A 25,902-nucleotide genomic window follows, 5' to 3' on the forward strand; every position below is an offset into this window, starting at 1 on the left:
TTATTGTGACGATTTTTGATTATCTGGTATTGCTGGTACTGGTTTGTTCAGTAATCATCAGCATGTTAAGAGGATTGGTCAGGGAAGTGCTGTCGCTGGCCAGTTGGATAATTGCATTAGTCGTCGCCAACGCCTATGGTGAAACATTGGCGACGATGTTACCCGACGTGATTCCGGGCGAGTCGACAAGATTGATTGTGGGATTCATTGCTTTGTTTATCGGTACGCGCCTGTTGATGGGCCTGGTGACCAGAGCGATGTCCGAAGTGGTTAAGGCAAGCGGCCTGTCGCTGATCGATCGCAGCCTGGGTGCAGTGTTTGGCCTGGCGCGCGGTGCGGTGATTGTGCTGGCGGTGGTGTTGTTATGCGGTACGACGTCGATTCCGCAGCAGCCATTCTGGAAAGATGCGAGGTTAAGCCCGCTGGCGGAAACCGCCGCGGAGACCGTTAAACCCTATTTGCCGGGCCAGTTCGCGCAGCACGTCCATTTTTAATTTTGTTTTTTCGTCTTTGTTTTCATTAGGAGTCCACCATGTGTGGCATTGTCGGCGTCGTTTCCCATAGTCCAGTCAATCAGTTGCTCTACGATGCGCTGCTGCTGTTGCAGCATCGCGGCCAGGATGCAGCGGGTATCGCAACCAATCACGCAAACGGTTTCTCGATGCACAAGGCCAACGGTCTGGTGCGCGACGTGTTCCGTACGCGCAACATGCGTTCGTTGCCAGGCAACACCGGCCTCGGCCAGGTGCGTTATCCGACCGCCGGCAGCTCGTCCAGCGAAGAAGAAGCGCAACCGTTCTACGTCAATGCGCCGTTCGGCATCATTCTGGCGCATAACGGCAACCTGACCAATGCGGAACAGCTCAAGGTCGAGATGTTCAAGAACGACCGCCGCCACCTCAACACCGATTCCGATACCGAAGTGCTGGTCAACGTGTTTGCGCATGAGTTGCAGCAAGCTACGACCGGCTATTCGCTGGATCCGGCTGCAGTCTTCAAGGCTGTTGCGATGGTGCACAAGCGCGTGCGCGGCTCCTACGCCGTGGTGGCGCAGATCGCCGGTTACGGCCTGCTGGGTTTCCGCGATCCGTACGGTATCCGTCCGATGTGCCTGGGTTTCAACGAAACCGACAAGGGCTCCGAATACATGCTGGCCAGCGAATCCGTGGCGTTGGAAGGCTTGGGCTTCCGCTTCCTGCGCGATGTGATGCCGGGTGAAGCGATTTTCATCGACAACGATGGCAAGCTGTACAACCAGCAATGTGCCGACAATCCGACGCTGAATCCTTGTGCGTTCGAATTCGTCTACCTGGCCCGTCCTGACTCGGTCATCGATGGTGCTTCGGTCTACGCCAGCCGTCTGAAGATGGGTGAATACCTGGCCGAGAAGGTCCGTCGCGAAATCTCCAGCGGTGAAATCGATGTCGTCATGCCGATTCCTGATTCGTCGCGTCCTGCAGCGATGGAACTGGCGCTCAAGCTGAACCTCGATTACCGCGAAGGTTTCATCAAAAACCGCTACATCGGCCGTACCTTTATCATGCCAGGCCAGGGCCTGCGCAAGAAGTCCGTGCGTCAGAAGCTCAACGCCATCGGTTCCGAGTTCAAGGGCAAGAGCGTGCTGCTGGTCGATGATTCGATCGTGCGTGGTACCACCAGCCGAGAAATCGTGCAAATGGCCCGTGAAGCCGGCGCCAAGCGCGTGATCTTTGCTTCGGCAGCGCCACCGGTCAAGTTCCCGAATGTCTACGGCATCGACATGCCGACACGCGACGAACTGATTGCTTACGGCCGTACCGATCAGGAAGTCTGCCGCGAAATCACCGCCGACGCGCTGGTGTATCAGGATGTGGAAGACTTGAAGCGCTCAATCTCCGACGTCAATCCGGCGTTGCGCAACTTCGAAGCATCGTGCTTCGACGGTAACTACATCACCGGCGACATCTCGCGTGACTACCTCGATCGCCTCGAGTTTGCACGCAAGAATCCGAAACCGGCGCTGGAAGATGCCGTGCGCTCGCAACTCAATCTGAACCTGGCACGCGTGGACTAAATTCCATCGCGTACGCAGCAGAAAAAACGCCGGATCGCTGTCACAGCGTCCGGCGTTTTTCATTGAGGCAAGCATTGCTGCTGCGGCAGCGGCAGAACTGGCTTATCATCACTGTTCCCAAGTTTTACTGTCTTACGCATCCACACCTATGAACGACAAGAAGAGCTACGGTTTCACCACGACTATTTTGCACAGCGATCGCCAAAAAGAGATCGAACACGGCTCGCTGCACAAACCTATCCATACCTCCGTGGCGTTCGGCTACAAGGATGCACGCCAGCTGGCTGAAGTATTCCAGGGCAAGCAGTCCGGCTATCGTTACGGCCGCCAGGGCAATCCGACCGTGTCGGCACTGGAAGAGAAGATCACCAAGATGGAAGGCGGACTGTCAACCATCTGCTTCGCTACCGGTATGGCGGCGATCGGCGCCGTGATTCAGGGGCTGTTGCGCGAAGGCGATCACGTGGTGTCGTCGGCTTTCCTGTTCGGCAATACCAATAGCATGTGGATGACCGTCAATGCGCAAGGCGCGCGCGTCTCCATGGTCGATGCGACCGACGTCAAACTGGTGGAAGCCGCACTGACGCCAGAGACGCGCATCGTCTTCGTGGAAACCATCGCTAATCCGCGCACCCAGATCGCCGACCTGAAACGTATCGGCGACCTGTGCCGTGAGCGCGGTATCCTGTACATCGTTGACAACACGATGACGTCGCCTTATCTGTTCCAGCCGAAAGCAGTTGGTGCAGGTCTGGTGGTCAATTCACTGACCAAATCCATCGGCGGTCACGGCAACGCACTGGGCGGCGCGCTGACCGATACCGGTTTGTACGACTGGTCGCGCTATCCGCATATCGCCGACAACTACAAAAAGAATCCACAGAAACAATGGGGTATGGCGCAGATTCGCGCCAAGGCCTTGCGCGATTTCGGCGCTTCGCTGGGGCCGGAAGCGGCGCATCACATCGCCGTCGGTGCAGAAACCATGGCGCTGCGCCAGGAGCGCGAATGCGCCAATGCGCTGGCCGTGGCACAGATGCTGGACGCCGATCCACGTGTGGAGGCCGTGTATTACCCGGGTTTGCCGTCGCATCCGCAACATGCACTGGCGACGGAGCTGTTCCGTTCTTACGGCAGCTTGCTGAGCTTTGAATTGAAGGACGGCATCGATTGCTTTGATTACCTGAACCGTCTGCAATTGGCGGTGGCGTCCAGCAATCTTGGCGACACACGCACGCTGGTGATTCCCGTGGCGCACACGATTTTCTATGAAATGGGGCAAGAGCGCCGCGCCGCAATGGGCATCGCCGAATCGTTGATTCGCGTCTCGATCGGCCTTGAGGATACGGATGATCTGGTGGAAGATTTCAGGCAGGCGCTGGATTCCTGATGGCATGATTATTTGATCACGTTGATCTGATCATCATGAAAAACGGTCATGCCGACATTGTGCCGGGATGACCGTTTTTTCTGTGCCTTGCTGAATTACGGTAGCAGCTTCGCAGGCGCAGTGTTGTCGGCCCACTTGTTGGTATAGCTCGGCTTGTACGTCTTGAAGCGCTGCAGCAGATCCGCCGGGTTTTGCTCATGCATCATCAGCAGCGACTGTTCAGCCGTCAGGAAGCGTTGCGATACCAGATGTTCGATGAAGGCGATGAGGTTATTGTAGAAACCGTCCACATTGAGCAGGCCGATCGGTTTGTAGTGAAAACCAAGCTGCGCCCAAGTCAGCACTTCAAACAGTTCTTCCAGCGTACCCATGCCGCCCGGCATGGCGATAAAACCGTCCGACAACTCCGCCATCATGGCCTTGCGTTCGTGCATGTCCTTGACGATGTGCAGACGGGTCAGGCCGTTGTGGCCCAGCTCCTTGTCCAGCAGCGCCTTCGGGATCACGCCCGTGGCTTCACCGCCTAAGCGGATGACTTCTGTTGCAATAATGCCCATGAGGCCGACGTTGCCGCCGCCGTACACCAGAGCAATATTGTCTTTGACCATTTCCCGCGCCAGCGCGCGTGCGCCTTCCGCGTAGACTTCGGAAGCGCCGGCGGAAGAACCGCAATAAACACAGATGGATTTCATTTTCTTTAGCTCGGATTAATCGACATTGCCATGTTATAACATGCTTACCGTGACAAAAACATCCTCGCCAGCGTAGCGAATTCAGGTGACCTGGCAATGACAGGAGACATGAACGACTACTCAAGGAATAGCATGCAAAACAAGATCGTGACATTGGCGTTGCAGGGCGGGGGATCGCACGGCGCCTTTACCTGGGGTGTATTGGATCGTCTGCTGGAAGACGGGCGCATGGCGTTTGAGGGCATCAGCGGCGCCAGCGCCGGCGCCATGAATGCAGCGGTGCTGTCGCACGGTTTCAACGTCGGCGGCCGCGAAGGCGCGCGCGAGGCGTTGGCGGCTTTCTGGGGGCGTATCGCGATCAAGGAACCGTTCAGTTTCTTGCCGCCGGAGATGATGCCGGGCGGTACCAGCTTGCTGACCCAGACCACGCCGGCGGCGATGCATGCCTTTCTGGCGATGACGCGCTTCTTTTCGCCGACGCAGCTGAATCCTCTTGATATCAATCCATTACGCGACATCCTCGAAGAGCAAGTCGACTTCGACCGCTTGCGTACGCGCAGCACCATCAAATTATTTATTGCCGCCACCAAGGTCAGCACCGGTACGCTGAAGATTTTCCGTGACCGTGAACTGACGCTGGATGCCTTGCTGGCATCAGCTTGTCTGCCTTCGATGCATCGCCCGGTCGAGATCGATGGTGAGGCGTATTGGGATGGTGGCTTGACGGCCAATCCGCCGATTTTCCCTTTGCTGCATCTGTGCTCATCGCGCGATTTGCTGGTGGTGCTGCTGCATCCTTGCAGTCGTCCCGGCACGCCGACGTCGACACACGATATTGGTCAGCGTCTCTCGGAGATCAGTTTCAGTTCGGCGTTTTTCACCGAAGTGGGTGGACTGGCTCTGGCCAAGCGGGAAGCGGAGAGCGGCATGTTTGCCTTCGGCACCCTGGAACGGCGTCTGAAGCGGCTCAACATGCACCTGATCGAGGCCAACGACCTGATGAGCCAGCTTGACGTCATGAGCAAGCTCAACACCAAGCGTTCCTTCATCCACGGTCTTTACGATGAAGGCAGGCTGGCCGCTGAACGCTGGATGGAAACGCACTTCCATACGGTGGGGCTGAAATCGTCCTTCGATCTCGGGCGATATCTGCAGTAAGGCATTCGGCCCCAGTCGGCTGTTATCGGATACAGGCGGCCCTGCAGCGGGCAGGGCGGGCTAGCCTTATACTGTGAGGTTTCCCCGATTGCAGAGAAGCCACTTAGCCATGAAGCCATCCCGTTCCGAATTCCTTGATATCCGTGGTTTGCGATATCACGTACGCCACTGGGGCGATCCGCAGGCGCCCAAGATTTTCATGGTGCACGGCTGGATGGATATCTCGGCCTCATTCCAGTTCATGGTCGATTGCCTGCAAAAGGAATGGCATGTCATTGCACCCGACTGGCGTGGCTTCGGCCTGACCGAGCGGCCTCAGGCCGACACCTACTGGTATCCCGACTATCTGGCCGACCTGGATGCCTTGTTGCTGCACTATGCACCGGACGAGGCAGTCAATTTGCTCGGTCACAGCCTCGGCGGCAACGTTGTCGGCCTGTACGCCGGCGTGCGCCCTCAACGGATTGCCAAGCTGGTCAATCTGGAAGGTTTCGGCCTGCCCAGCACCAAGCCCGAACAAGCGCCGGGACGCTTCGCCAAATGGCTCGACGAGCTGCAAGAAAAGCCGGAGATGCGCAGCTACGCCACGCTGGAAGACGTCATGGGCCGTCTGCAAAAGACCAATCCCCGCCTGAGCCGCGAGCGCGCTGCCTTCCTCGCACAACACTGGGCCGGCCAGAATGACGACGGAAGTTGGGCAATCCTTGGCGATCCGGCCCACAAGAACACCAATCCATTGCTGTATCGCGTTGAGGAAGTGACCGCCTGCTGGGCGCAGATCACCGCACCGGTATTGTGGGTTGAAGCAGCAGAAACCGACATCTGGCGCTGGTTCGGTCAAAACGCGCTGATGCGCCCGGAAATCGAACGCCGTATCGGCTTCCTCCACAACGTCCGTACGGAAATCATTCCGGACGCCGGACACATGCTCCATCACGATCAGCCGGCGTTGCTGGCGACGGCGATAGAAGCGTTTCTGAACGAATAAGCTTCAGACTCCAGTCGCCGTCGCAAGCCCCTTTCAGGTCTGTGTGCAAGCGCAGCAGAGAAGGCGTCGGCGGCGTACAATGGAAGTATCATTTTCGTGTTTTCAAGGCTTCTCCAACAATGCTCAACGTCGATCTGCACTGCCATTCCAACGTCTCTGACGGCTTGCTGCCGCCAGCGGAGGTGGCTGCGCGCGCCAAGGCCAATGGCGTCGATGTCTGGGCACTGACCGATCACGACGAAATCAGCGGCATCGCCACCGCGCGCGAGGCCGCACAGGATCTCGGCATGCATTACATCCCAGGCGTCGAAATCTCGATCACATGGGCAGGGCAGACTGTGCATATCGTCGGCTTGCGCATCGATGAAAAAAACGAGACGCTGGTCAAGGGCCTGGAGTCCACGCGTAACGGCCGCGAACGGCGTGGTCGCGACATTGCAGCAGGGCTGGAGAAGGTCGGCATCCCCAACGCCTTTGAAGGCGCGCTTAAACATGTCGGCAATCCCGATCTGATGTCGCGCACGCATTTCGCCCGCTACCTCGTTGAGATCGGCCGCTGCGCCGACACCAAGGAAGTGTTCCGCAACTATCTGTGCGAGGGAAAACCCGGCTATGTGCCGCATCGCTGGGCGACGCTCAAGGAGTCGGTCGACTGGATTCGCGGCGCCGGCGGCGTGGCGGTGATTGCCCATCCCGGACGCTATCAGTACAGCGATCTCGAATTTGGCGCCTTGTTCGATGAATTCAAGCAGCATGGCGGGGCAGCGATCGAAGTTACCACCGGCAGCCACACGCCGGATCAATACGAGGAATATGCCCGCGTCGCCAAGCGCTACGGCTTTCTCGCATCGATCGGCTCGGATTTTCATGGCCCGGGAGAATCGCGCGTGGATCTGGGCACATTGCCGCCATTGCCGAAGGATCTGACACCAGTTTGGCACGACTGGAAGTTGGCGAATCGCTAACAGAGCGCCGCTGGCAGCGTTGCTTCTCCTTGCCGTACATTCGTACTGTCTGCGTCGGCGCGCCTTGCCAGCGACGCTCTGTTAACGACTCGACATGTAGATCGAGAGGACTACGATCAATGCTTTACGGCACATCTCTTGATTTCTCCCTGATTGTTCCTATCTAATAACCACTTTCCTGATAGGAGTTTTCCGGATGAAACGCATATTCCTCTTCCTCGCGACCAATATTGCCGTGCTGGTGGTGATGAGCGTGATCTTGTCCCTGCTCGGCGTGGACAGATTCCTGACGCGCGCAGGGCTCAATCTGCCGATGCTGCTGGTGTTTTCCATCGTCGTCGGTTTTACCGGTTCCATCATTTCGCTGCTGATGAGCAAGACCATGGCGAAGTGGAGCACCGGTGCGCGCGTGATCGATACGCCGGTCAATTCCACGGAAGTCTGGCTGGTCAACACCGTCAGCAAACTGGCGCAGCGCGCCGGCATCGGCATGCCCGAAGTTGCTGTCTATGAAGGCGAGCCGAATGCTTTTGCTACCGGCGCGTTCAAGGATTCTGCGCTGGTTGCTGTATCCACTGGTCTGCTGCAAGGCATGACCAAAGAAGAAGTCGAAGCCGTGCTCGGCCATGAAGTGGCGCATATCGCCAACGGCGACATGGTGACCATGACGTTGATTCAGGGCGTTGTGAATACCTTCGTGGTGTTTCTGTCGCGCGTGGTTGGTTACTTCGTTGACTCGGCGCTACGCCGTAACAATGATAACTCGGGCCCTGGCATCGGCTACATGGTGACAGTCATGGTTTGCCAGATTGTGTTCGGTATCGGCGCGTCGATGATCGTGGCCTGGTTTTCGCGTCATCGCGAATTCCGCGCCGACGCCGGTTCTGCCAAGCTGCTTGGTGGTCCGCAGCCGATGATCAATGCGCTGGCGCGTCTGGGCGGCATCCCGGTCAGCGGTTTGCCGGAATCAATGGCGGCAATGGGTATCAACGACAAGCCGGGTTTCATGGAATTGTTTTCCAGCCACCCGCCGATGGAACAGCGCATCGCGGCATTGCGCGGTCAGCGATAAGTCGTCAATGGCAAACAAACGGCGGTGCAGTGTAGCGACCGCCGTTTTGCCTTTTTGAAAACCGTATTCGATTTTGAAACGAAGGATTCATGAGTCAGTTTTTCCAGATCCATCCCGACAATCCGCAACTGCGCCTGATCAAGCAGGCCGCGCAGATTATCCAGGGCGGCGGCATCGTCGCCTTGCCGACCGATTCCTGTTATGCGCTGGTGTGCCAGCTCGATGACAAGAATGCGGTGGAACGCCTGCGCCGTATCCGCGGCGTCGACGAAAAGCATCATCTCACCTTGCTCTGTCGCGATCTGAGCGAAATTGCGCAATACGCCAAGGTCGACAACCGCCAATACCGTTTGCTCAAGGCCGCAACGCCGGGGCCGTACACCTTCATCCTGGAAGCCACCAAGGAAGTGCCGCGCCGCCTGAGTCATCCGTCGCGCAAGACCATCGGCCTGCGCGTACCGGAAAACCAGATCGCCCACGCCTTGCTGGCAGAACTCGGCCAGCCGCTGATCGGCACGACCCTGATCCTGCCTGATCAGGACGACGCGCTGACCGATGCCGAGGATATTCGCGATCGTCTGGAAAAACAGATTGAGCTTGTCATCGACAGCGGCGCCTGCAGTCTGGAGCCGACCACGGTCATCGATCTCAGCGATGACTCCGAGCCTGTGCTGGTGCGGCAGGGGCGAGGCAACGCTGCGCCGTTCGGTTTGTAAATTGCCTGCGGGAATGATTCATCGGATGCCAGGGCATTCGCGTATGTAATCGTTGTCATGTCGTTAATATCTGCAGTCTGGGGAGGCGTTCAAGAGCGCCTTCCCGTATTTCTTGCTCTATCTGCCGATTTTCCGGCAGCCCCGCCTGATCCCTCTGCTAAAATTCGCACCCATGAATGATCTTATCCAGACTGTCGCAGTGTATGCGCTCCCGGTACTGTTCGCGATTACACTGCACGAGGCGGCTCACGCCTTTGCTGCAAAGTACTTTGGCGATACGACCGCCTACATGATGGGGCGCATGAGCCTCAATCCACTCAAACACATCGATCCTTTCGGCACCATCGTGATCCCGGTGCTGCTGTACTTCGCCACCAGCGGTGCTTTCCTGTTCGGCTATGCCAAGCCGGTGCCGCTGGATTTCGGCAAGCTGCGCAAGCCCAAGCGCGATATGGCGTGGGTAGCGCTTGCCGGTCCAGCCGCCAACTTCCTGATGGCATTGATCTGGACGCTGATGATTTACGCGTTGGCAATCGGTGGCGTCGAAGAAGAATTCTTCATGCTGATGGCCAAAGCCGGCGTGCTGACCAATCTGGTGATGTTCGCCTTCAACCTGTTTCCGATCCCGCCGCTGGATGGCGGGCGCATTCTGACCAGTTTGCTACCGAACAAATATGCGTATAAATTTGCCCAGATCGAGCCTTACGGTTTCTTTATCGTCATGGCACTGGTCTTGCTCAAGGTGATCTACACCTGGTGGATGGCGCCGGTCATGTACCTGGCAGGAAGCTTGCTGCAATTGATTACTTCGCCGTTGTCTTTACTTTTTAACTAAAACACACCATGTATCCTGATCGCGTTGTCTCCGGTATGCGCCCGACGGGTGCGCTGCATCTGGGCCACTATCACGGCGCCCTGAAGAACTGGGTCAAGCTGCAATCTGAACTGCCTTGCCTGTTTTTTGTTGCTGACTGGCATGCATTGACGACACACTACGATGACCCAAGCGTCATTGAAACCAGCACCTGGGAAATGGTGATCGACTGGCTCGCTGCCGGCGTCGATCCATCCCAATCCACCTTGTTCATCCAGTCGCGCGTGCCTGAGCACGCCGAGCTGCATTTGTTGCTGTCGATGGCGACACCGCTGGGTTGGCTGGAGCGCGTGCCGACCTACAAGGATCAGCAGGAGAAACTGGCTGATCGCGACCTTGCGACTTACGGTTTCCTCGGTTATCCGCTGCTGCAGGCGGCCGACGTGTTGATCTACCGCGCCAGCCAGGTGCCGGTAGGCGAAGACCAGATTCCCCATATCGAGATGATGCGAGAGATTTCGCGCCGTTTTAACCATCTCTACGGCAAGGAAAAAGGCTTCGAGGAAAAAGCGCGCGAAGCCGTCAAAAAGCTCGGCAGCAAGCGCTCCAAGCTGTATCAGGAACTGCGTACGCAATTTCAGGAGCAGGGCAACGAAGAAGCGTTGGAGCAGGCCAAAGCCATGCTCGACGACGCGCAGAATTTGTCCATGATCGACCGCGAGCGCCTTTTCGGCTATCTGGAAGGCAGCCGCAAGCTGATCCTGACGGAGCCGCAAGCCTTGCTGACGGAAGCTTCACGCTTGCCCGGCCTGGATGGCGCGAAAATGTCCAAGAGCTACGGCAACGCGATCGCGCTGCGGGAAGACAAGGATTCCGTGACCAAGAAGATCCGCACCATGCCGACCGATCCGCAACGCGTGCGCCGCACCGATGCCGGCGATCCGACCAAATGTCCGGTTTGGCAATTCCATCTGGTCTATTCCGATGATGCTGCGCGGCAATGGGTCGACAAGGGTTGCCGTTCGGCCGGGATTGGTTGTCTGGAGTGCAAGCAACCGGTCATCGACGCCATCCTGAAAGAGCAGCAACCGATGCTCGAACGCGCGCAGCAATACATTGACGATCCGTCGCTGGTGCGCGCCATCATTGCCGATGGCTGCGATACCGCCCGCAAGCTGGCGCAGGACACCATGCGCGACGTCCGCGAAGCCATGGGATTGGGTTATTGATCGCCTGCATCAAAATCCCGCAGGGTATAGGTACTATGTAAGCAAATCTGAACAAATTGACCGATAGCAGTGGCTATCCGCTACAATCGGTCTTTTATTTTCTACTCACTACGCACGAACATCATGATCAAGGGCAGCATAGTCGCCATCGTCACGCCGATGCATCCGGATGGCAGTCTCGATTTCCCGGGATTGCGCAAATTGATTGATTGGCATATCGCAGAAGGCACCGACGGCATCGTTATCGTCGGCACTACTGGCGAATCCCCGACCGTATCGGTCGAAGAACATTCCGAGCTGATCAAAGTGGCGGTAGAACACACCGCCAAACGTATCCCCATCATCGCCGGCACCGGCGGCAATTCGACCTCGGAAGCAATCGAGTTGACCGAGTTCGCCAAGAAGGTTGGCGCCGATGCATCGCTGCAGGTTGTTCCTTACTACAACCGCCCGACGCAAGAAGGCATGTATTTGCACTTCAAGAAGATCGCCGAGTCGGTCGACTTGCCGGTGATTCTGTATAACGTGCCGGGCCGCACCGTCGCCGATATGAGCAACGAAACCATCCTGCGCCTGGCGCAAGTGAAAGGTATCGTCGGCGTCAAGGATGCAACCGGCAACATCGGCCGCTGCACGGATCTGATCCGTCTGGCGCCGAAGTCGTTCTCCATTTATTCCGGCGACGACGCTACGGCGATCGCGCTGATGCTGTACGGCGGCCATGGCAATATCTCGGTGACGGCCAACGTCGCGCCGCGCGATATGCACGAGTTGTGCGTTGCGGCCATGAGCGGCAATATCGCTCGCGCAATCGAACTGAACAACAAGCTGCTGCCTTTGCACAACAAGCTGTTTGTCGAACCAAATCCTGTACCGCTGAAGTGGGCAATGATGGAGATGGGCCTTATCGAATCCGGCATGCGTTTGCCGCTGGCTCCGCTGGGCGATGCCTATCACGATACCGTGCGTGGCGCGCTGCGTGAGTCCGGTGTATTAAAATAATTAATTAACATAAACGGCAGTGTCGTTTTCCCTTGAACCCGAACCCGCTTTTCATTGCAACGATATGACAATTCGCAAGAACGTTCACTCTGCTTCACGTCTTCTCCCACAACGTGGTCTCACGGGTCTTATGATTGCTCTGGCTTTCACCAGCCTCGCAGGATGCAGCGCCGTCAGCAACATGCTGGAAGGGGACCGTATCGACTACAAGAGCGCAGAAAAAGCCAAGGGTCCACGACTCGAAGTACCGCCGGATCTGACACAACTGCAACGCGACAATCGCTATGCGATTCCTGAAGCAAACAAGGGTGTAGCGACCGCTTCCGGCTACAGTCTGGAACAGAAGACTCGTCCTGCAGCCGACGCGGCAGCCGTGGCGCCGGCCGCCAAGGGCGATCTGCGCATCGAGCGCGATGGCAGCCAGCGTTGGCTGGTCGTCTCGCAAACACCGGAACAGCTGTGGACACCGATCAAGGACTTCTGGCAAGACTCGGGCTTCCTGATCAACGTCGAATCGCCGGACACCGGCGTGATGGAAACCGACTGGGCTGAAAACCGCGCCAAGATTCCACAAGACTTCATCCGCAACACACTGGGTAAAGTGTTTGATTCGTTGTACTCCACAGGTGAGCGCGACAAGTTCCGTACACGTCTGGAACGTGGCCCGAACGGCACCACTGAAATCTTCATCAGCCATCGCGGCGCAGAAGAAGTGCTGACCGGCTCGGCCAAGGAAACTTCGGTATGGACAGCACGTCCTTCCGATCCAGGTCTGGAAGCTGAATTCCTGGCGCGTCTGATGGTGCGTCTGGGTGCAGAAGAAACCAAGGCCAAGGCTGCTGTCGCCAATGCACCGACCCTGCAAGCACGTTCCAAGCTGTTGAAGGCTGCGACCGGCTCTAGCGTGCAAGTCGATGAGAGCTTCGATCGCGCATGGCGTCGTGTCGGTCTGGCGCTGGATCGCGTCGGCTTCACTGTAGAAGACCGTGATCGCTCGCAAGGTGTTTATTTCGTGCGTTACGTTGATCAGAATCAGGATGCCAAGGACAAGGAATCCGGCGGCTTCTTCTCGAACCTGTTCAGTTCCAAGGACAAGGACAAGAAGGCAGCGCGTTACCGCATTGTGGTCAAGGGTACCGGCGACATCAGCAACATCACCGTTCAGAACAACGACGGCAAGCCTGAACTTTCGCAAACCGCGGACAAGATCCTTGGTCTGCTGAACGATCAGCTGAAATAAGTCTCAGGTAAATTCGTAGCAAGCAGTACATGTCTTCGCGAGGCCACTGTTGAAATTTGCAAGTCTCGGCAGTGGCAGCGAAGGCAATGCCCTCATTATCGCCGGCAGCAATTCCGGCATGACCAATACCACGGTCATGCTGGATTGCGGTTTCGGTATCAAAGAAACCGAGCGTCGCCTGACGCGCATCGGCAAACTCCCTCAAGATATTTCCGGCATCATCGTCACGCATGAGCATCAGGATCATGTCGGCGGTGCCTTCAAGTTCGCCCGTCGTCATGGCATTCCGGTCTGGCTGACGTATGGCACTTACCAGGCAGTTGGTGAAGATGCCTGCAAAGGTGTCGAGCTGCACTTTTGCCGCGACAGTGAAGAACTCGTCATCGGCGACTTGTCATTTTTACCATACACGGTGCCGCACGATGCGCGCGAACCGGTCCAATACGTCGCGAATGACGGTCGCTACAAGCTGGGTGTGTTGACCGATGCGGGGCAGTCGACTGCCCATCTGGTGCAAGCGCTTGGCGGTTGCGATGCGCTGGTGCTGGAATGTAATCACGATCGCCAGATGCTGGCCGACTCAGCCTATCCGCCGTCGCTGAAGCGTCGTATCGGCGGTGCGTATGGCCATCTGGCCAACGACACCAGCGCTGAAATTCTTGCCGCACTCGACAAGAAAAAATTGAAAACCGTGATTGGCGCTCATTTGAGCCTGAAAAACAATACGCCGGAGCTGGCGCGCGCAGCGCTGTGCGGTGCATTGGATGCGCATCCGGGCGAGATTATGATCGCCTGCCAGGAAGAGGGTTTTGACTGGATTGCCATCAGCTAAAGTCCGCTCAAGCTGCGAAGTAGGTGCTGAGGGGGGATAAAGGTGGTATTCGATGCTGTCGAAATGAAAACATTCTATGTTTCGGCGCCGATCCCGCTGCTTGTATAAGCGCGTAACGTAGAACGTGTAATACAGGTACGCAAGTCAGGACATGCAAATCCGACAAGTCGGCACAAAGACGATGCTCATAAAAAAAGCCGACCCTTAGGTCGGCTTTTTCAATAATCAGTTGATTATTTTGCTGGTGCTGCGTCAGCTGGCTTAGCGTCAGCTGCTGGTGCTGCAGGAGCAGCGTCAGCTGGCTTAGCATCAGCTGCTGGAGCTGCAGGAGCTGCGTCAGCTGGCTTTGCATCAGCAGCAGGAGCTGCTGGTGCTGCTGCTGGAGCTTCAGCTGCTGGAGCTGGTGCAGGTGCAGGAGCTTCTTCTTTTTTACCGCAAGCAGCCAGGGCAACAGCCAACAACGATGCGATCAACAGAGTCTTTGTCATGAATATTCCTTCAATAATAATCAAAATTTTGCGATGAATAATTACCGGTAATTATCGCTCTATAGGATGTTTTCGCCGTCTCACACGTTCGCTTAACAACGAAAGCTTTCCAGCCCGATATTATAGCCACTTTTTCCAGAAATCACATGCGAATTATTCTTTTCTGTAAGAATTTGTAAGATTGTCGGAAATCCAGTCAGCTTGTCGTCAGCCCTTTATTCATGCAGGTTTCCGGGATTCTGGTCTATCCCGAAAAACAGAAAACGATCAATTTTTAAGCTTGTTAAGACAGCTCAAGCCAGCCGTCTTCATACCAGTTGTGAAAGGCCTCCATCACATCCGCAGAAGCATGTTGCAAGGTGCTTTTATCCAGGCGACGTTCATCGGCCAGTACGCTCAGCACCGCTTTGTCGGCGCGGCCGACCCCAAACGATTCGCCATTGATGAACACATGCTTGCCGCGATACAGCATCTGTGTTTTGCGCGAGAGCTTGAGCCCGCGCTTGTTTGCGGCTTGTGCGAAGCGCGCCGGAGTCAGCGATTTTTCGGCCGGTTCAAAGAAAACCGTGGCCTTAGGCTCCGATAAATACTCGCCGAGGAAGATCGTGATGTCGTCGTCGGTGAAGCGCATTTTGTTGATCTCATCGGTCACCTGCGACAGCAATTCCTCAGGCAGTTGCGCCGGATGCTTGGCCGGTGTCAGCGCAGGATCGGCATAGCGTCCCGGCAAATCGATCGAGTCAGCCATGAATTGCAGGAAGGCTTCGCCCAGTTCCTGGAAGGCAGGTGCGCGGAAACCGATCGAATAGGTCATGCACTCGCCCACGGCAACGCCATCGTGCGCATATTGCGGTGGCAGATACAACATATCGCCCGGTTCCAGCACGAATTCCTGCTCCGACTTGAAGTTCTTCAGAATCTTCAAGGGCTTACCATCCACCAGCGACAAGTCTTTTTGCGCGCTGATGCGCCAGCGGCGCTGGCCATGCGCTTGCAGCAGAAACACGTCGTAGGAGTCGAAATGCGGACCAACACCGCCGCCATCGCTGGCGTAGCTGATCATCAGGTCATCGAGACGCGCATCGGGGATGAAGCGGAACTGGCGCAGCAAGTCGTCAGCCGCATCGTCATGCAGATTCACACCTTGTACCAGCATGGTCCATTCTTTTTGTTTCAGCGCCGGCAGTTTGGTCAGCGGACCGTGTTCCATTTTCCAATCGTCGCCGTTTTGCTGGATCAGGCGCGACTCGACATCATCACGCGATGCCATGTCGAACAGCGCCTGGCGCGACAGCAGCGGCTTGAAGCCGGGAATAGCCTGGCGGATCAGTAAAGGTTTCTTGTGCCAGTAATCGCGCAGGAAGGTGGCGGGACTGATGTCGCCGAGCAGAGTCAGGGTATTTTTCATGGCGACATTATAGAGCGCAATGCCTGAGCGTACGCAGCCTTGGACGTAGAAGCCGGCGCCGTTTCGGCGAGCTTGCCTGCATGTCAACGAAAGCAGACGCACATGCCCGGCGCAGGTAATGACAATAGCGGCGAAAGGGTATAATTCGGCTTGCAGATTGCAGTACATTCCCATGTCATGCCTTCTCGGGCTTGCACCAGAATACGGCCCTCGCAGCATAAGCAAAAACGTAGCAGGTTGTCGCCGGTTTAACCGGCGCTTCACCAGACCTGCAATGACCGATGAACCAGAACCAAGAGAAGGGGCATACATGAAGATTGCCAAAAATACCGTCGTTTCCGTCAAGTACAAACTGTCCGACGCGCAAGGCCAACTGATCGAAGAAAGCCAGGAGCCGATGGTCTATCTGCACGGCGGTTACGAAAACACGCTGCCGAAGATCGAAGAAGCGCTGGACGGCCAGGAAAACGGCTATAACGTGACTATTCAAGTCGAGCCGGCAGATGCCTTCGGCGAATACGACGCAGAGCTGGTCAAGATCGAGCCAAAGAATCGTCTGCCGTCGCCGATCGAAGTCGGCATGCAGTTTGAAGGTTCGCCGGACGACGAGAACCAGGCAGCGGTGATCTTTACCGTGACTGAAATCGCTGACGACAAGGTTGTCCTTGACGGCAATCATCCGCTGGCCGGTATCGCACTGCGCTTCGATCTGAACGTCATCGAAGTGCGCGAAGCGACCGAAGAAGAAATCCAGCACCAGCACGTGCACGGCCCACACGGCCATCACCATCATGACCACGGTCACGATCACGGTGGTGACGATGGTGACGAAGGTGATCACTTCCGCAGCCAGCCGATTCACTAAAAATCGGATAAAAAACGCAGCTCAGGCTGCGTTTTTTTATAGGCGTTTCAATCTCAAACACGTCATCCGTCGTCCTGACGAAAGTCAGGGCCTAGTGATGTATCGGCGTTCGGGGAAAGCAAGAAAAAAGCGATCTGACGAGCATGCTCATGAGTCCGCACGGACTACTGTGAAGCCGGCGCCGATTTCGTCTCGTTAGCCAGCGTGAAGAGATTTGGCTTGCTATTGTCGACTGCAAATTTCGACCATCCAGATGCTACGCCGATGCTGCCCAGATTGCGGCGCCAGAGTATGCCGGCGTTGGATTCGTTCTTCAGATTCTCTCCATGCACCAGCAAGACTTTGCCGCGGAATTCGCCAGCCAGCGTCGTGATGCGCTGGCGTGTTTCGGAGAAGCCATCGCGTTGCCCGCGCAGCAGAAAGGGGCGCTGGCTTGGTTGCGCCAGTGGATTGCCGTCGGTGAACAGTACGATGCCAGCCATCTTCCTTTGCGTGGCGAAGGTGAACAGGCGTTGCAGCCAGTCTTTGTTGGCGATCAGGCGGTCTTCAAATTCGCTGTTGCGGCCGCCATCGGGCAAGAAGTGATTGTTTGCGGAAGGCAGATTGACCGTCGCAAACAGGACGTTGCCGAACTCCCAGCGCGCGTTCTCGGTATAGCCGCGAAATTTCGGTGTCACCGACTGGCGGAATAGCGGTACCTTGCTCGCGCCGAATGAAAATTCATCGGGGAAGAACAGGTCGCGTACGCGGTTAAGGCGTTCGATGGCGATCGAACCGTTCTTGTTGCGGCAACCGACCCAGTCGCTGGCAGCGAGCGAAACGATGACGCCGTTCTCTGCTTCCTTGAGTAAATCGCGGCGTTCGCTGTAGAGTGTATCGCTGCACGGCTCTGCCGCCGATTTGATGCCGTTGACGACGACGAAGGCGAGGTTGTCGGCATCGCTTTCGCTCAGTGCCTTGCTGAGCACTGCGCCATCCGGATTGCCGGAAAAAGAATGGCCGACTACGCCGAACTGAAAGCTGTCTTGCGCCGTCGCCGCTTGCATCGCCGTGCTGATGAGCACAGCGGTGGCAAAGGCGAATGCGCGCAAGGGCTTCAGCCTCAGTTTCATGCACTACCCAGTTGCTTGAGGCGGTACAGCGCTTCCAGTGCCTGACGCGGCGTCATGGCATCCGGATCGATATCCGCCAATGCCTCAGCCACTGCCAGTGCAGCAGGATCGACGGCTGCGGACGAGACCTCATCATCCGCGTCGTCATCTGCAGCATTATGGGACTGTGTGCTGAACAAATCGAACTGCGGCGTTGTCTGCACCGATTGCGTTTCCAATGCAGTCAGATGCTTGCGCGCAGCGCGGATCACGGGCGTCGGTACACCGGCCAGTTGCGCCACCTGCAAGCCGTAGCTTTGCGAAGCCGGGCCGGCTTGCACCGCATGCAGGAAGACGATGCTGTCCTTGTGTTCCACCGCCGACAGATGCACGTTGGAAGCGCTCGGATGTATTTCCGGTAATTGCGTCAGCTCGAAGTAGTGCGTCGCGAACAGCGTGAAGCTGCGCGTCACATCGATAAGATGCTTGGCGATCGCCCATGCCAGCGCGAGGCCGTCGAAGGTTGATGTCCCGCGGCCGACTTCGTCCATCAGCACCAGCGAATTTTCGGTCGCGTTGTTGAGGATGGAAGCCGACTCCGTCATTTCCACCATGAAGGTAGAACGGCCGCCAGCCAGATCGTCGGCGGCACCGATACGGGTGAAGATACGGTCGATCGGGCCGATCGTCGCGCTGGTCGCCGGCACGAAGCTGCCGATATAAGCCAGCAGCGTGATCAGCGCCACCTGGCGCATGAAGGTCGATTTACCGCCCATGTTGGGGCCGGTAATCAGCAACAGCTTGCGGTCGGCACTGAAGGCGCAATCGTTGGCGATGAAGCGCTCGATCTGGTTTTCCACCACCGGATGGCGGCCTTGCTCGATCAGGATGGTCGGCTCGGTTACCAGTTGCGGCGCGCACCAGTTGTTGCGCGCGGCATGATCGGCCAGCGCCACCAGCGTATCGAGCTGCGCCAGCGCATGCGCGATAGCTTGCAGCGTAACGATGTGCGGCGCCAGATCCTGCAGCAGTTGTTCGTAGAGGAATTTCTCGCGCGACAGGGCGCGCTCCTGCGCCGACAGGGCCTTGTCTTCGAAGGCTTTCAGTTCCGGCGTGATGTAGCGTTCAGCGTTCTTGAGTGTCTGACGGCGGCGATAGTCGTCCGGCACCTTGTCGGTCTGTCCGTGCGTAACTTCGATGTAGAAGCCGTGCACCTTGTTGTATTCGACGCGCAGATTGGCGATGCCGGTACGGGCACGTTCACGGGTTTCCAGATCGATCAGGAACTGCCCGGCGTTTTCCGACAGGCCGCGCAGCTCATCGAGATCTGCATCGAAGCCCCGTGCGATCACACCGCCGTCGCGCACCATGGCGGCTGGTTCCAGCATGATGGCGCGTTCTAGCAAGTCGACGCATTCGGTCGGTGTTGCCAGCGCTTCGTGCAATTCCAGCAGAAGAGGGGCATCCGCATCGCGGCTACACATGGCGACGTAATTGCGCAGCGAACCGAGCTGCTGCAAACCGGCGCGCAAGCCGGCCAGGTCGCGCGGACGCGCCGACAGCAAAGCGATGCGGGTGGTGATGCGTTCGATATCCGGCACGGCGGCCAGCGTTGCCGACAAGCCCGAGCAGGCATCGGTGCGCATCAAGGCATTGATGGCGGCATGGCGTGCTCGAGCGATATTCTGATCGCGCCGCGCATGGTGCAGCCAGTGGCGCAGCAGGCGCGAACCCATCGCCGTACGGCAATGGTCGAGCAGCGAAAACAGCGTAGGTGCCAGCGCGTTGGCGTCTTGCGCACGGATGGTTTCGGTCAGTTCCAGGTTGCGGCGGGTGGAGGCGTCGAGGCCGATGAATTCGTTTTCCGATTCCACGGTCAGGGCGCGTACGTGTTGCAGGCCCTTGCCTTGCGTTGATTGGGCGTAGCGCAGCAGTGCGCCACCGGCGCCGATGGCGGCCGTCATGCCTTCTGCGCCGAAGCCATTCAATGTGGCTACCGAGAGTTGATCCAGCAACGCCTTTTCGCCGCTCGGCAAATCGAAATGCCAGTCCGGCACGGTCGTCGGCTTGCTGCTCAGAATGTGGGTATAAGAGGCCGCTTCCGTATCCGCGACCAGCGTTTCAGCCGGTGAGATGCGTTCCAGTTCCTGCTTCAGACGCGCTTCCAGCAATGCCGGTTCGACGCTGAACTCCATCAGCTTGAGCGCGCCGCTGGCCATTGACAACCAGGCCAGACCGACCGTGACGGTTTTGCGTTGCTTGCCGGAGGCGACGTTCATCGCCAGCAGCGGCCGTTCGGATTTTTCTGGCAACAGATCAGAATCGGTCAGCGTGCCCGGCGTGATCACGCGCACCACCTTGCGTTCGACCGGGCCTTTGCTGGTTGCGGGGTCGCCGATCTGTTCGCAGATCGCCACCGATTCGCCCAACTTGATCAGCTTGACCAGATATTGGTCGGCCGAATGAAACGGGATGCCTGCCATCTTGATCGGCGAACCGTTGGACGAACCACGTTGGGTCAGCGTGATACCCATCAGGCGCGAAGCTTTTTCTGCGTCATCGAAGAACAGTTCGTAGAAGTCGCCCATGCGGTAGAACACCAGTGTGTTCGGATGATCTGCCTTGATGCGCAGATACTGAACCATCATGGGAGTGTGCTTCTCGGCGCCGGTGCTGCCCGGGTCGGATTCAACGTTGGATTTTTGGTGTTTGGTCATTCAGTCAATTGCTGACGCTGCATCGTTGAAGCGGTGCCGGCGTCGTCCTGCGATTAGGTTTTGGCGATCTGCCATTTTACCGCGAGCAGCAGCGCGAGACGAGGCGCATCTTGGATTGGGTTTGCCGAGGCAATTGAGGTGGGGTTGTTTTAAATGCAATTCAATGTTGGTCCAGGGAACAAAAAAGGGCGAACAACTTGCGCTATTCGCCCCAACTCCTCAAAGAAACCTTTTGCTAAGTCAGCGTATTAACGCTTCAACGTGTATGCACGCAAGCGCCTGCTGAATAAGTCGCCGCAATCGCGCGGTCGTCGGCCAGGATTGCCAGTGCAAACAGTTGCTCTTCCAGGCTGTCCGTGGTGGCGCTGCGGCGTGCCAGCAGCGGCGTCGCCTTCGGATCGAGTACGATGAAGTCAGCGTCGCAACCGGCTGCAAAATTGCCGATCGTTCCTTCCAGTTGCAGTGCGCGCGCACCGCCCAGCGTCGCCATGTAGAACATCCGTTGCGCCGCCAGATGCGTACCGGCCATGCGGCCGACCTTGTACAGCTCATTCATCGTCTGCAGCATCGAGAAGCTGGTGCCGCCGCCCACATCGGTTGCAAGCGACACCGGCATGCGCAGCTTGTCGGCATTGGCAAAATCGAACAGGCCGCTGCCGAGGAACAGGTTGGATGTCGGGCACACCGTCGCCACTGATTGCGTCGCCGCCATACGCGCGCGGTCGGCGTCGTCCAGCCAGATGCAGTGGGCATACAGCGCACGTTCGCGCATCAGGCCGTACTGGTCGTAGACGTCGAGATAGCTGCGGCTGTCGGGGAAGAGCTCCTTGACCCATTTCACTTCATCGGTGTTTTCGGCAACGTGTGTCTGGATGTAGGTGTCGCGGTATTGCGTCGCCAGTTCGCCGGCCAGCTTCAATTGCGCCGGTGTCGAGGTCGGTGCAAAACGCACGGTGATGGCGTAATGCTGGCGGCCCTTGTTGTGCCAGCGATGGATCAGCTCTTCGGTTTCGCGCGCGCCGCTTTCGGCGGTATCGCGCAGGAAATCCGGCGCGTTGCGATCCATCAGGCATTTGCCGGCCACCATGCGCAGGTTCAGTTCGCTGCTGCGGGTGAAGAAGGCATCGACCGATTGCGGATGCACGGTGCAATACACCGCGGCCGTAGTGGTGCCGTTGCGCAGCAGCTCAGCAAGGAAGAAGTCAGCCACTTCGCTGGCGTGTTCGCCGCTCTCAAAGCGACGTTCGGCCGGGAAGGTGTAAGTGTTCAGCCACGGCAGCAAGCCCGGTGCGGGCGAGCCGATGATGTCGGTTTGCGGATAGTGGACGTGGGTATCGATAAAACCGGGCGTGATGATCTTGCCGCGGTAGTCATGCAGCTCACAGTCAGCGGGCAGGGAAGCGGACAGCTTGCTGTAATCGCCGGCCGCGACGATCTTGCCGTCGGCGACGATCAGGAGGCCGTCGCCATGCCATTGCGTAGCATGTTCATCGAAGGCGGGGTCGTTGCTGAAATGGAGCAGGCTGGCGCGATAGGCTTGCACGTGGGAAGTCATGATGATCCTTTTAGGCTATTCAGTTGCGTGCTGCCCCGCATAGGCGCGAGCGGCAACTGCGACAACTGAATGATAACGTTATGGGTGCTGGAACAGATACTGCTGAGGCGACGGTCCGGTTGTCCTTTTAGCTCCGGCCGTCCAGCATCTGTGTGGCCAGCTTCGCCTTGAACTTGCGATCCGGCTGTTGAAAGCGGATTTCCCATAACTGCATCAGTTGCGCCACCACCGCGATTGCGATGCTGGCGGGTTCCTTGCCATAGATGCCCGGAATGCCGATCGGGCAGGTCATCTTGTTCAACTGCTCTTCTGTGATGCCGCGATCGAGCAGGCGATGTTCGAATTGCTTGCGCTTGGTCTGCGAGCCGATCAGGCCGTACCAGCCGATGTCGGCACGTTTCAGGATGCGTTCGCTCAATTGCTGGTCCAGCGCGTGGCTGTGCGTCATGACGAGGAAGTACGCCCCCGGCTCAGCCAGATCAACGACAGCATTGGGCACGTCAGTGGCCTCAACCGTTACCTGCATCGGCAGATCGACTGGGAACATGTCTTCGCGCTCATCCACCCACAGCACGCGGCAGGGCAGCGTCGCCAGCACGCGCACGATGGCCGCGCCGACATGGCCGGCGCCAAACAGGACCACCTGCGGCTGATGTGCGCGGCAGCGGTCCAGCAGCCAGCGGCGGCCGTAACGGTCTTCCGCGACGTGAGTATTGCCGGCGTTGCGGAACATCGTTGCGTCGAGGCCATTGTCGGGCGCGCTCAGGTCGCAGACTTCGCCCTCCAGTTCGTACAGCAGCGTCGGCTCGTCAGCTTCCAGCGCAACTGCACGCCAGACGTCGACGCCATTGCGCCAGTGGTGTTCGAGTTCGCCCAGCATCGCGCCGGTGCGTGCATCGCTGTGTTGATCGATACGTTCAAAAGCGAGAAAAACCACACCGCCGCAGCATTGGCCCAGACTCGGTCCAAGCGCGATGCGTTCGAATTTACGCGTGCCGGAGAATGCCGCCGGATCAGCGTTCAACATGTCACGTGCAATCTGCGCCGCACGCCATTCCAGATGACCGCCGCCGATGGTGTCGTACTGGCCGTCGGCCGTAAACACCATGCGCGCACCCGCCTCGCGCGGCGTCGACCCTTGAATGGTCGCTACCGTTACCAGCACTGCCGGGGTGGCGGTGCTGTGCAAGTCCTTGAGTGCGGCAAGCCAAGTAGTCATGAATTCTCCAGGTAAATCGGAAACCTTATTGCACCGCGACGGCGGCCTTCACCGCATCAATCGCATCCAGAATCGCCTCGCTGGTCGCTGGTGCGCGCAGCGGCGGATTAATGTGATGTTCGCCCACCGCCGACACCGCATCCCGGATCGCCAGGAACACCGAGAACGGCAGCAGCAGCGGTGGTTCGCCGGTCGCCTTGGAGCGGTGGATGGTGTCCGAGACGTTGCTGTTCTTGAACAAGTGCGTACGGAAATCCGTCGGGCAATCCGACACCGCCGGAATCTTGTACGTCGATGGCGCATGCGTCATCAACTTGCCGTCCTTGTTCCACCACAATTCTTCCGTGGTCAGCCAACCCATTCCCTGAATGAAGCCGCCTTCGACCTGACCGACGTCGATGGCCGGGTTGAGGCTCTCGCCTGCGTCATACAGTGAGTCTGCACGGATCAGGCGCCACTCGCCGGTCAGCGTGTCGATCACGACCTCAGCGACTGCCGCGCCGTAAGCGAAGTAGAAGAACGGATGGCCGTTCATGGTCTTGGAATTCCAATGCACCTTTGGTGTCGAGTAGAAGCCGTCCGACCACAATTGCACGCGCTTCAGATACGCCTGCATCACCAGTTCTTCAAAGGTCACGGACTGGGCACCGGTCGTCACCATGCCGTCGGCAAAGCGTACTTCGCTGACATCGGTGTTGAAGCGTTCGGCCGCGACCTGCGCCAGGCGTGCGCGGATTTGCAAGGCCGCATCCTGCGCCGCCTTGCCGTTCAGATCGCTGCCGGTCGAGGCGGCGGTGGCTGAAGTATTGGCGATCTTGCTGGTATCGGTGGCAGTGCAGCGCACCTGATCCAGCGGCAGGCCGAGGGCGTTGGCGACGACTTGCGCCACCTTGGTGTTCAGGCCCTGGCCCATTTCCGTACCGCCGTGATTGACCAGCACCGAGCCGTCGGTATAGACGTGCACCAACGAACCGGCCTGGTTCAGATGCGGCACGTTGAACGAGATGCCGAACTTCACCGGCGTCAGCGCCAGACCGCGCTTGAGGATGGTGTTCTCGGCGTTGAAGGTGTTGATGGCCTTGCGGCGTTCCTGATACTCGCTGGTGCGTTCAAGCTCGCTGACCAGCGCCTGGATCACGTTGTCCTCAACGTGTTGGCCGTAATGCGTAACATTGCGCGCATCCGGACCTGTCGCATCGCTGCTGCCGTAGAAATTGGCGCGGCGCACTTCCAGCGCATCCTTGCCGAGATTGCGGGCGATTTCGTCGATGATGTATTCGATGGCGATCGCGCCTTGCGGGCCGCCGAAGCCGCGGAAGGCAGTGTTCGATTGCGTGTTGGTCTTGCCGCACATGGCGTGGATTTCCACGTCAGAGAGATAGTAGGCATTGTCGAAGTGGCACACGGCGCGTGTTGCGACCGGGCCCGACAAGTCTGCCGAGAAACCGGCGCGCGAGATCATGTCGATCTTCGCGGCAACGATGCGGCCATTGTCGTCGTAGCCGATTTCGTAATCGTAGGCAAAGCAGTGGCGCTTGCCGGTGACGATCATGTCGTCGTCGCGGTCGGCGCGCAGCTTGACCGGACGGCGCAGGCGCACCGCAGCGACTGCCGCAGCGCAAGCCCACAAGGCCGATTGCGATTCCTTGCCGCCGAAACCACCGCCCATGCGGCGGCATTCGACCAGCACGTCATGCGAGGCGACGTGCAGCACGTGGGCGATGTGATGCTGCATTTCGCTCGGATGTTGCGTCGAGCAATACACATGCATGCCACGGCCTTCCTTGGGGATCGCGTAAGAGATCTGGCCTTCCAGATAAAACTGTTCCTGCCCGCCAACGTCGAACTGACCCTTTAGCTTGTGCGGTGCCTTGTCGAAGGCCTCAGCCGGATTACCGCGCGACAGGTGCATTGGCGGCAGAACATAGGATTCGGCTTCGTGCGCAGCACGCGGCGTCAGGATGGACGGCAGTTCTTCGTAATCGATCACAGCCTGGCGCGCAGCGCGGCGGGCATTGTCGTGGCTGTCGGCGACAACCACAAAGATCGGCTGGCCGACGTATTGCACCAGGCCATCGGCCAGTACCGGATCGTCCTTGATGATGGCGCCGCATTGGTTTTCACCGGGGATATCGTCAGCGGTATACACCGCAACGACGCCGGCGGATGCCTTGACCTTGCTCAGATCGATAGCACGCATTTTTGCGTGCGCCTTGGTCGACAGACCGAGTGCAGCGTGCAGCGTGCCTTGCAACTCGACGATGTCGTCGGTGTAGGTGGCTTCGCCGGTCACGTGCAGGATGGCGGATTCGTGCGGATGCGGTTTGCCGACTTCGGTCCAGGCGGACAAGGTTTGCGGATTCTTGATGGACATGAATTCTTCAGTTTGCTTGTTCATTACGTTTCCT

22 protein-coding genes are annotated in these 25,902 nt (G+C 58.0%); 14 read left to right on the top strand and 8 right to left on the bottom strand.

Annotation, left to right across the window (positions count from 1 at the left end; translation table 11 throughout):
• Positions 1–5: 5 nt before the first annotated feature.
• From PQR63_RS06720 to PQR63_RS06730, 3 genes are all read left to right on the top strand, one after another.
• Positions 6–494 (top strand): CvpA family protein, encoded by a 489-nt coding sequence (locus PQR63_RS06720; protein WP_094564803.1) that lies wholly within the window; start codon positions 6–8, stop codon positions 492–494.
• Between the two features lie 38 nt (positions 495–532).
• Positions 533–2,053, top strand: coding sequence for an amidophosphoribosyltransferase (purF, locus tag PQR63_RS06725; protein WP_408166696.1), 1,521 nt, complete (start codon positions 533–535; stop codon positions 2,051–2,053).
• Between the two features lie 148 nt (positions 2,054–2,201).
• Positions 2,202–3,443, top strand: coding sequence for a cystathionine gamma-synthase family protein (locus tag PQR63_RS06730; RefSeq protein ID WP_408166697.1), 1,242 nt, complete (start codon positions 2,202–2,204; stop codon positions 3,441–3,443).
• A gap of 95 nt (positions 3,444–3,538) precedes the next feature.
• On the opposite strand, the gene PQR63_RS06735 is transcribed toward PQR63_RS06730, so the two are convergent.
• Positions 3,539–4,135 carry an LOG family protein gene (locus PQR63_RS06735; protein WP_094564800.1) on the bottom strand — a complete coding sequence of 199 codons (597 nt, stop codon included), beginning with the start codon at positions 4,133–4,135 and terminating at the stop codon, positions 3,539–3,541.
• Positions 4,136–4,267: 132 nt separating this feature from the next.
• On the opposite strand from PQR63_RS06735, the gene PQR63_RS06740 reads away from it, so the two are divergent.
• The 10 genes from PQR63_RS06740 to PQR63_RS06785 all read left to right on the top strand — a co-directional run bounded on the left by PQR63_RS06740 (position 4,268) and on the right by PQR63_RS06785 (position 14,151).
• Positions 4,268–5,293: a patatin-like phospholipase family protein gene (locus tag PQR63_RS06740; RefSeq protein ID WP_408166699.1), complete on the top strand. Its 1,026-nt coding sequence runs from the start codon at positions 4,268–4,270 to the stop codon at positions 5,291–5,293.
• Between the two features lie 109 nt (positions 5,294–5,402).
• Positions 5,403–6,281, top strand: a complete 879-nt coding sequence (locus PQR63_RS06745; protein ID WP_408166701.1) for an alpha/beta fold hydrolase — start codon at positions 5,403–5,405, stop codon at positions 6,279–6,281.
• A gap of 119 nt (positions 6,282–6,400) precedes the next feature.
• A complete protein-coding gene (locus PQR63_RS06750; RefSeq protein WP_408166703.1) occupies positions 6,401–7,246 on the top strand; it encodes a 3',5'-nucleoside bisphosphate phosphatase in 846 nt (281 codons plus the stop codon).
• Positions 7,247–7,442: 196 nt separating this feature from the next.
• Entirely contained in the window at positions 7,443–8,318 is an 876-nt protein-coding gene (gene htpX / locus PQR63_RS06755; RefSeq protein WP_408166705.1) for a protease HtpX, read from the top strand.
• An 89-nt stretch (positions 8,319–8,407) separates the two neighbouring features.
• Complete coding sequence (locus PQR63_RS06760; protein ID WP_408166707.1) at positions 8,408–9,034, top strand: L-threonylcarbamoyladenylate synthase; 627 nt, start codon at positions 8,408–8,410, stop codon at positions 9,032–9,034.
• A 172-nt stretch (positions 9,035–9,206) separates the two neighbouring features.
• Positions 9,207–9,869 (top strand): site-2 protease family protein, encoded by a 663-nt coding sequence (locus PQR63_RS06765; RefSeq protein WP_408166709.1) that lies wholly within the window; start codon positions 9,207–9,209, stop codon positions 9,867–9,869.
• A gap of 8 nt (positions 9,870–9,877) precedes the next feature.
• Entirely contained in the window at positions 9,878–11,077 is a 1,200-nt protein-coding gene (locus PQR63_RS06770) for a tryptophan--tRNA ligase (RefSeq protein WP_408166710.1), read from the top strand.
• Between the two features lie 123 nt (positions 11,078–11,200).
• Positions 11,201–12,079, top strand: coding sequence for a 4-hydroxy-tetrahydrodipicolinate synthase (dapA, locus tag PQR63_RS06775; protein ID WP_408166712.1), 879 nt, complete (start codon positions 11,201–11,203; stop codon positions 12,077–12,079).
• A gap of 64 nt (positions 12,080–12,143) precedes the next feature.
• Entirely contained in the window at positions 12,144–13,319 is a 1,176-nt protein-coding gene (bamC, locus tag PQR63_RS06780; RefSeq protein WP_408166713.1) for an NlpB/DapX family lipoprotein, read from the top strand.
• 49 nt (positions 13,320–13,368) lie between these two features.
• The gene (locus tag PQR63_RS06785) at positions 13,369–14,151 is read left to right on the top strand and encodes an MBL fold metallo-hydrolase (protein WP_408166715.1); all 783 of its coding nucleotides are present in this window, start codon (positions 13,369–13,371) and stop codon (positions 14,149–14,151) included.
• 233 nt (positions 14,152–14,384) lie between these two features.
• Here PQR63_RS06785 and PQR63_RS06790 read toward each other — a convergent pair whose 3' ends face one another.
• A complete protein-coding gene (locus PQR63_RS06790; RefSeq protein ID WP_083444733.1) occupies positions 14,385–14,639 on the bottom strand; it encodes a hypothetical protein in 255 nt (84 codons plus the stop codon).
• 283 nt (positions 14,640–14,922) lie between these two features.
• A complete protein-coding gene (locus PQR63_RS06795; RefSeq protein WP_408166717.1) occupies positions 14,923–16,047 on the bottom strand; it encodes a JmjC domain-containing protein in 1,125 nt (374 codons plus the stop codon).
• 310 nt (positions 16,048–16,357) lie between these two features.
• On the opposite strand from PQR63_RS06795, the gene PQR63_RS06800 reads away from it, so the two are divergent.
• Positions 16,358–16,912 (top strand): FKBP-type peptidyl-prolyl cis-trans isomerase, encoded by a 555-nt coding sequence (locus PQR63_RS06800; protein WP_408166719.1) that lies wholly within the window; start codon positions 16,358–16,360, stop codon positions 16,910–16,912.
• A 164-nt stretch (positions 16,913–17,076) separates the two neighbouring features.
• Here the strand turns inward: PQR63_RS06800 and PQR63_RS06805 are convergent, their stop codons facing one another.
• From PQR63_RS06805 to xdhB, 5 genes are all read right to left on the bottom strand, one after another.
• On the bottom strand, positions 17,077–18,024 hold the full coding sequence (locus PQR63_RS06805) for a hypothetical protein (RefSeq protein ID WP_408166721.1): 948 nt from the start codon (positions 18,022–18,024) through the stop codon (positions 17,077–17,079).
• A complete protein-coding gene (gene mutS, locus PQR63_RS06810) occupies positions 18,021–20,720 on the bottom strand; it encodes a DNA mismatch repair protein MutS (protein ID WP_408166723.1) in 2,700 nt (899 codons plus the stop codon). Before mutS ends, PQR63_RS06805 begins: the two co-directional genes overlap by 4 nt.
• Before the next feature lie 256 nt (positions 20,721–20,976).
• A complete protein-coding gene (gene guaD, locus PQR63_RS06815) occupies positions 20,977–22,275 on the bottom strand; it encodes a guanine deaminase (protein WP_408166725.1) in 1,299 nt (432 codons plus the stop codon).
• Between the two features lie 127 nt (positions 22,276–22,402).
• The gene (gene xdhC, locus PQR63_RS06820; RefSeq protein WP_408166727.1) at positions 22,403–23,494 is read right to left on the bottom strand and encodes a xanthine dehydrogenase accessory protein XdhC; all 1,092 of its coding nucleotides are present in this window, start codon (positions 23,492–23,494) and stop codon (positions 22,403–22,405) included.
• A gap of 25 nt (positions 23,495–23,519) precedes the next feature.
• The gene (gene xdhB, locus PQR63_RS06825) at positions 23,520–25,892 is read right to left on the bottom strand and encodes a xanthine dehydrogenase molybdopterin binding subunit (RefSeq protein WP_408166729.1); all 2,373 of its coding nucleotides are present in this window, start codon (positions 25,890–25,892) and stop codon (positions 23,520–23,522) included.
• Between the last annotated feature and the right edge of the window lie 10 nt (positions 25,893–25,902).

It is taken from the genome of Herbaspirillum rhizosphaerae, from assembly GCF_046025915.1.
GTDB lineage: Bacteria > Pseudomonadota > Gammaproteobacteria > Burkholderiales > Burkholderiaceae_D > Herbaspirillum > Herbaspirillum rhizosphaerae_A.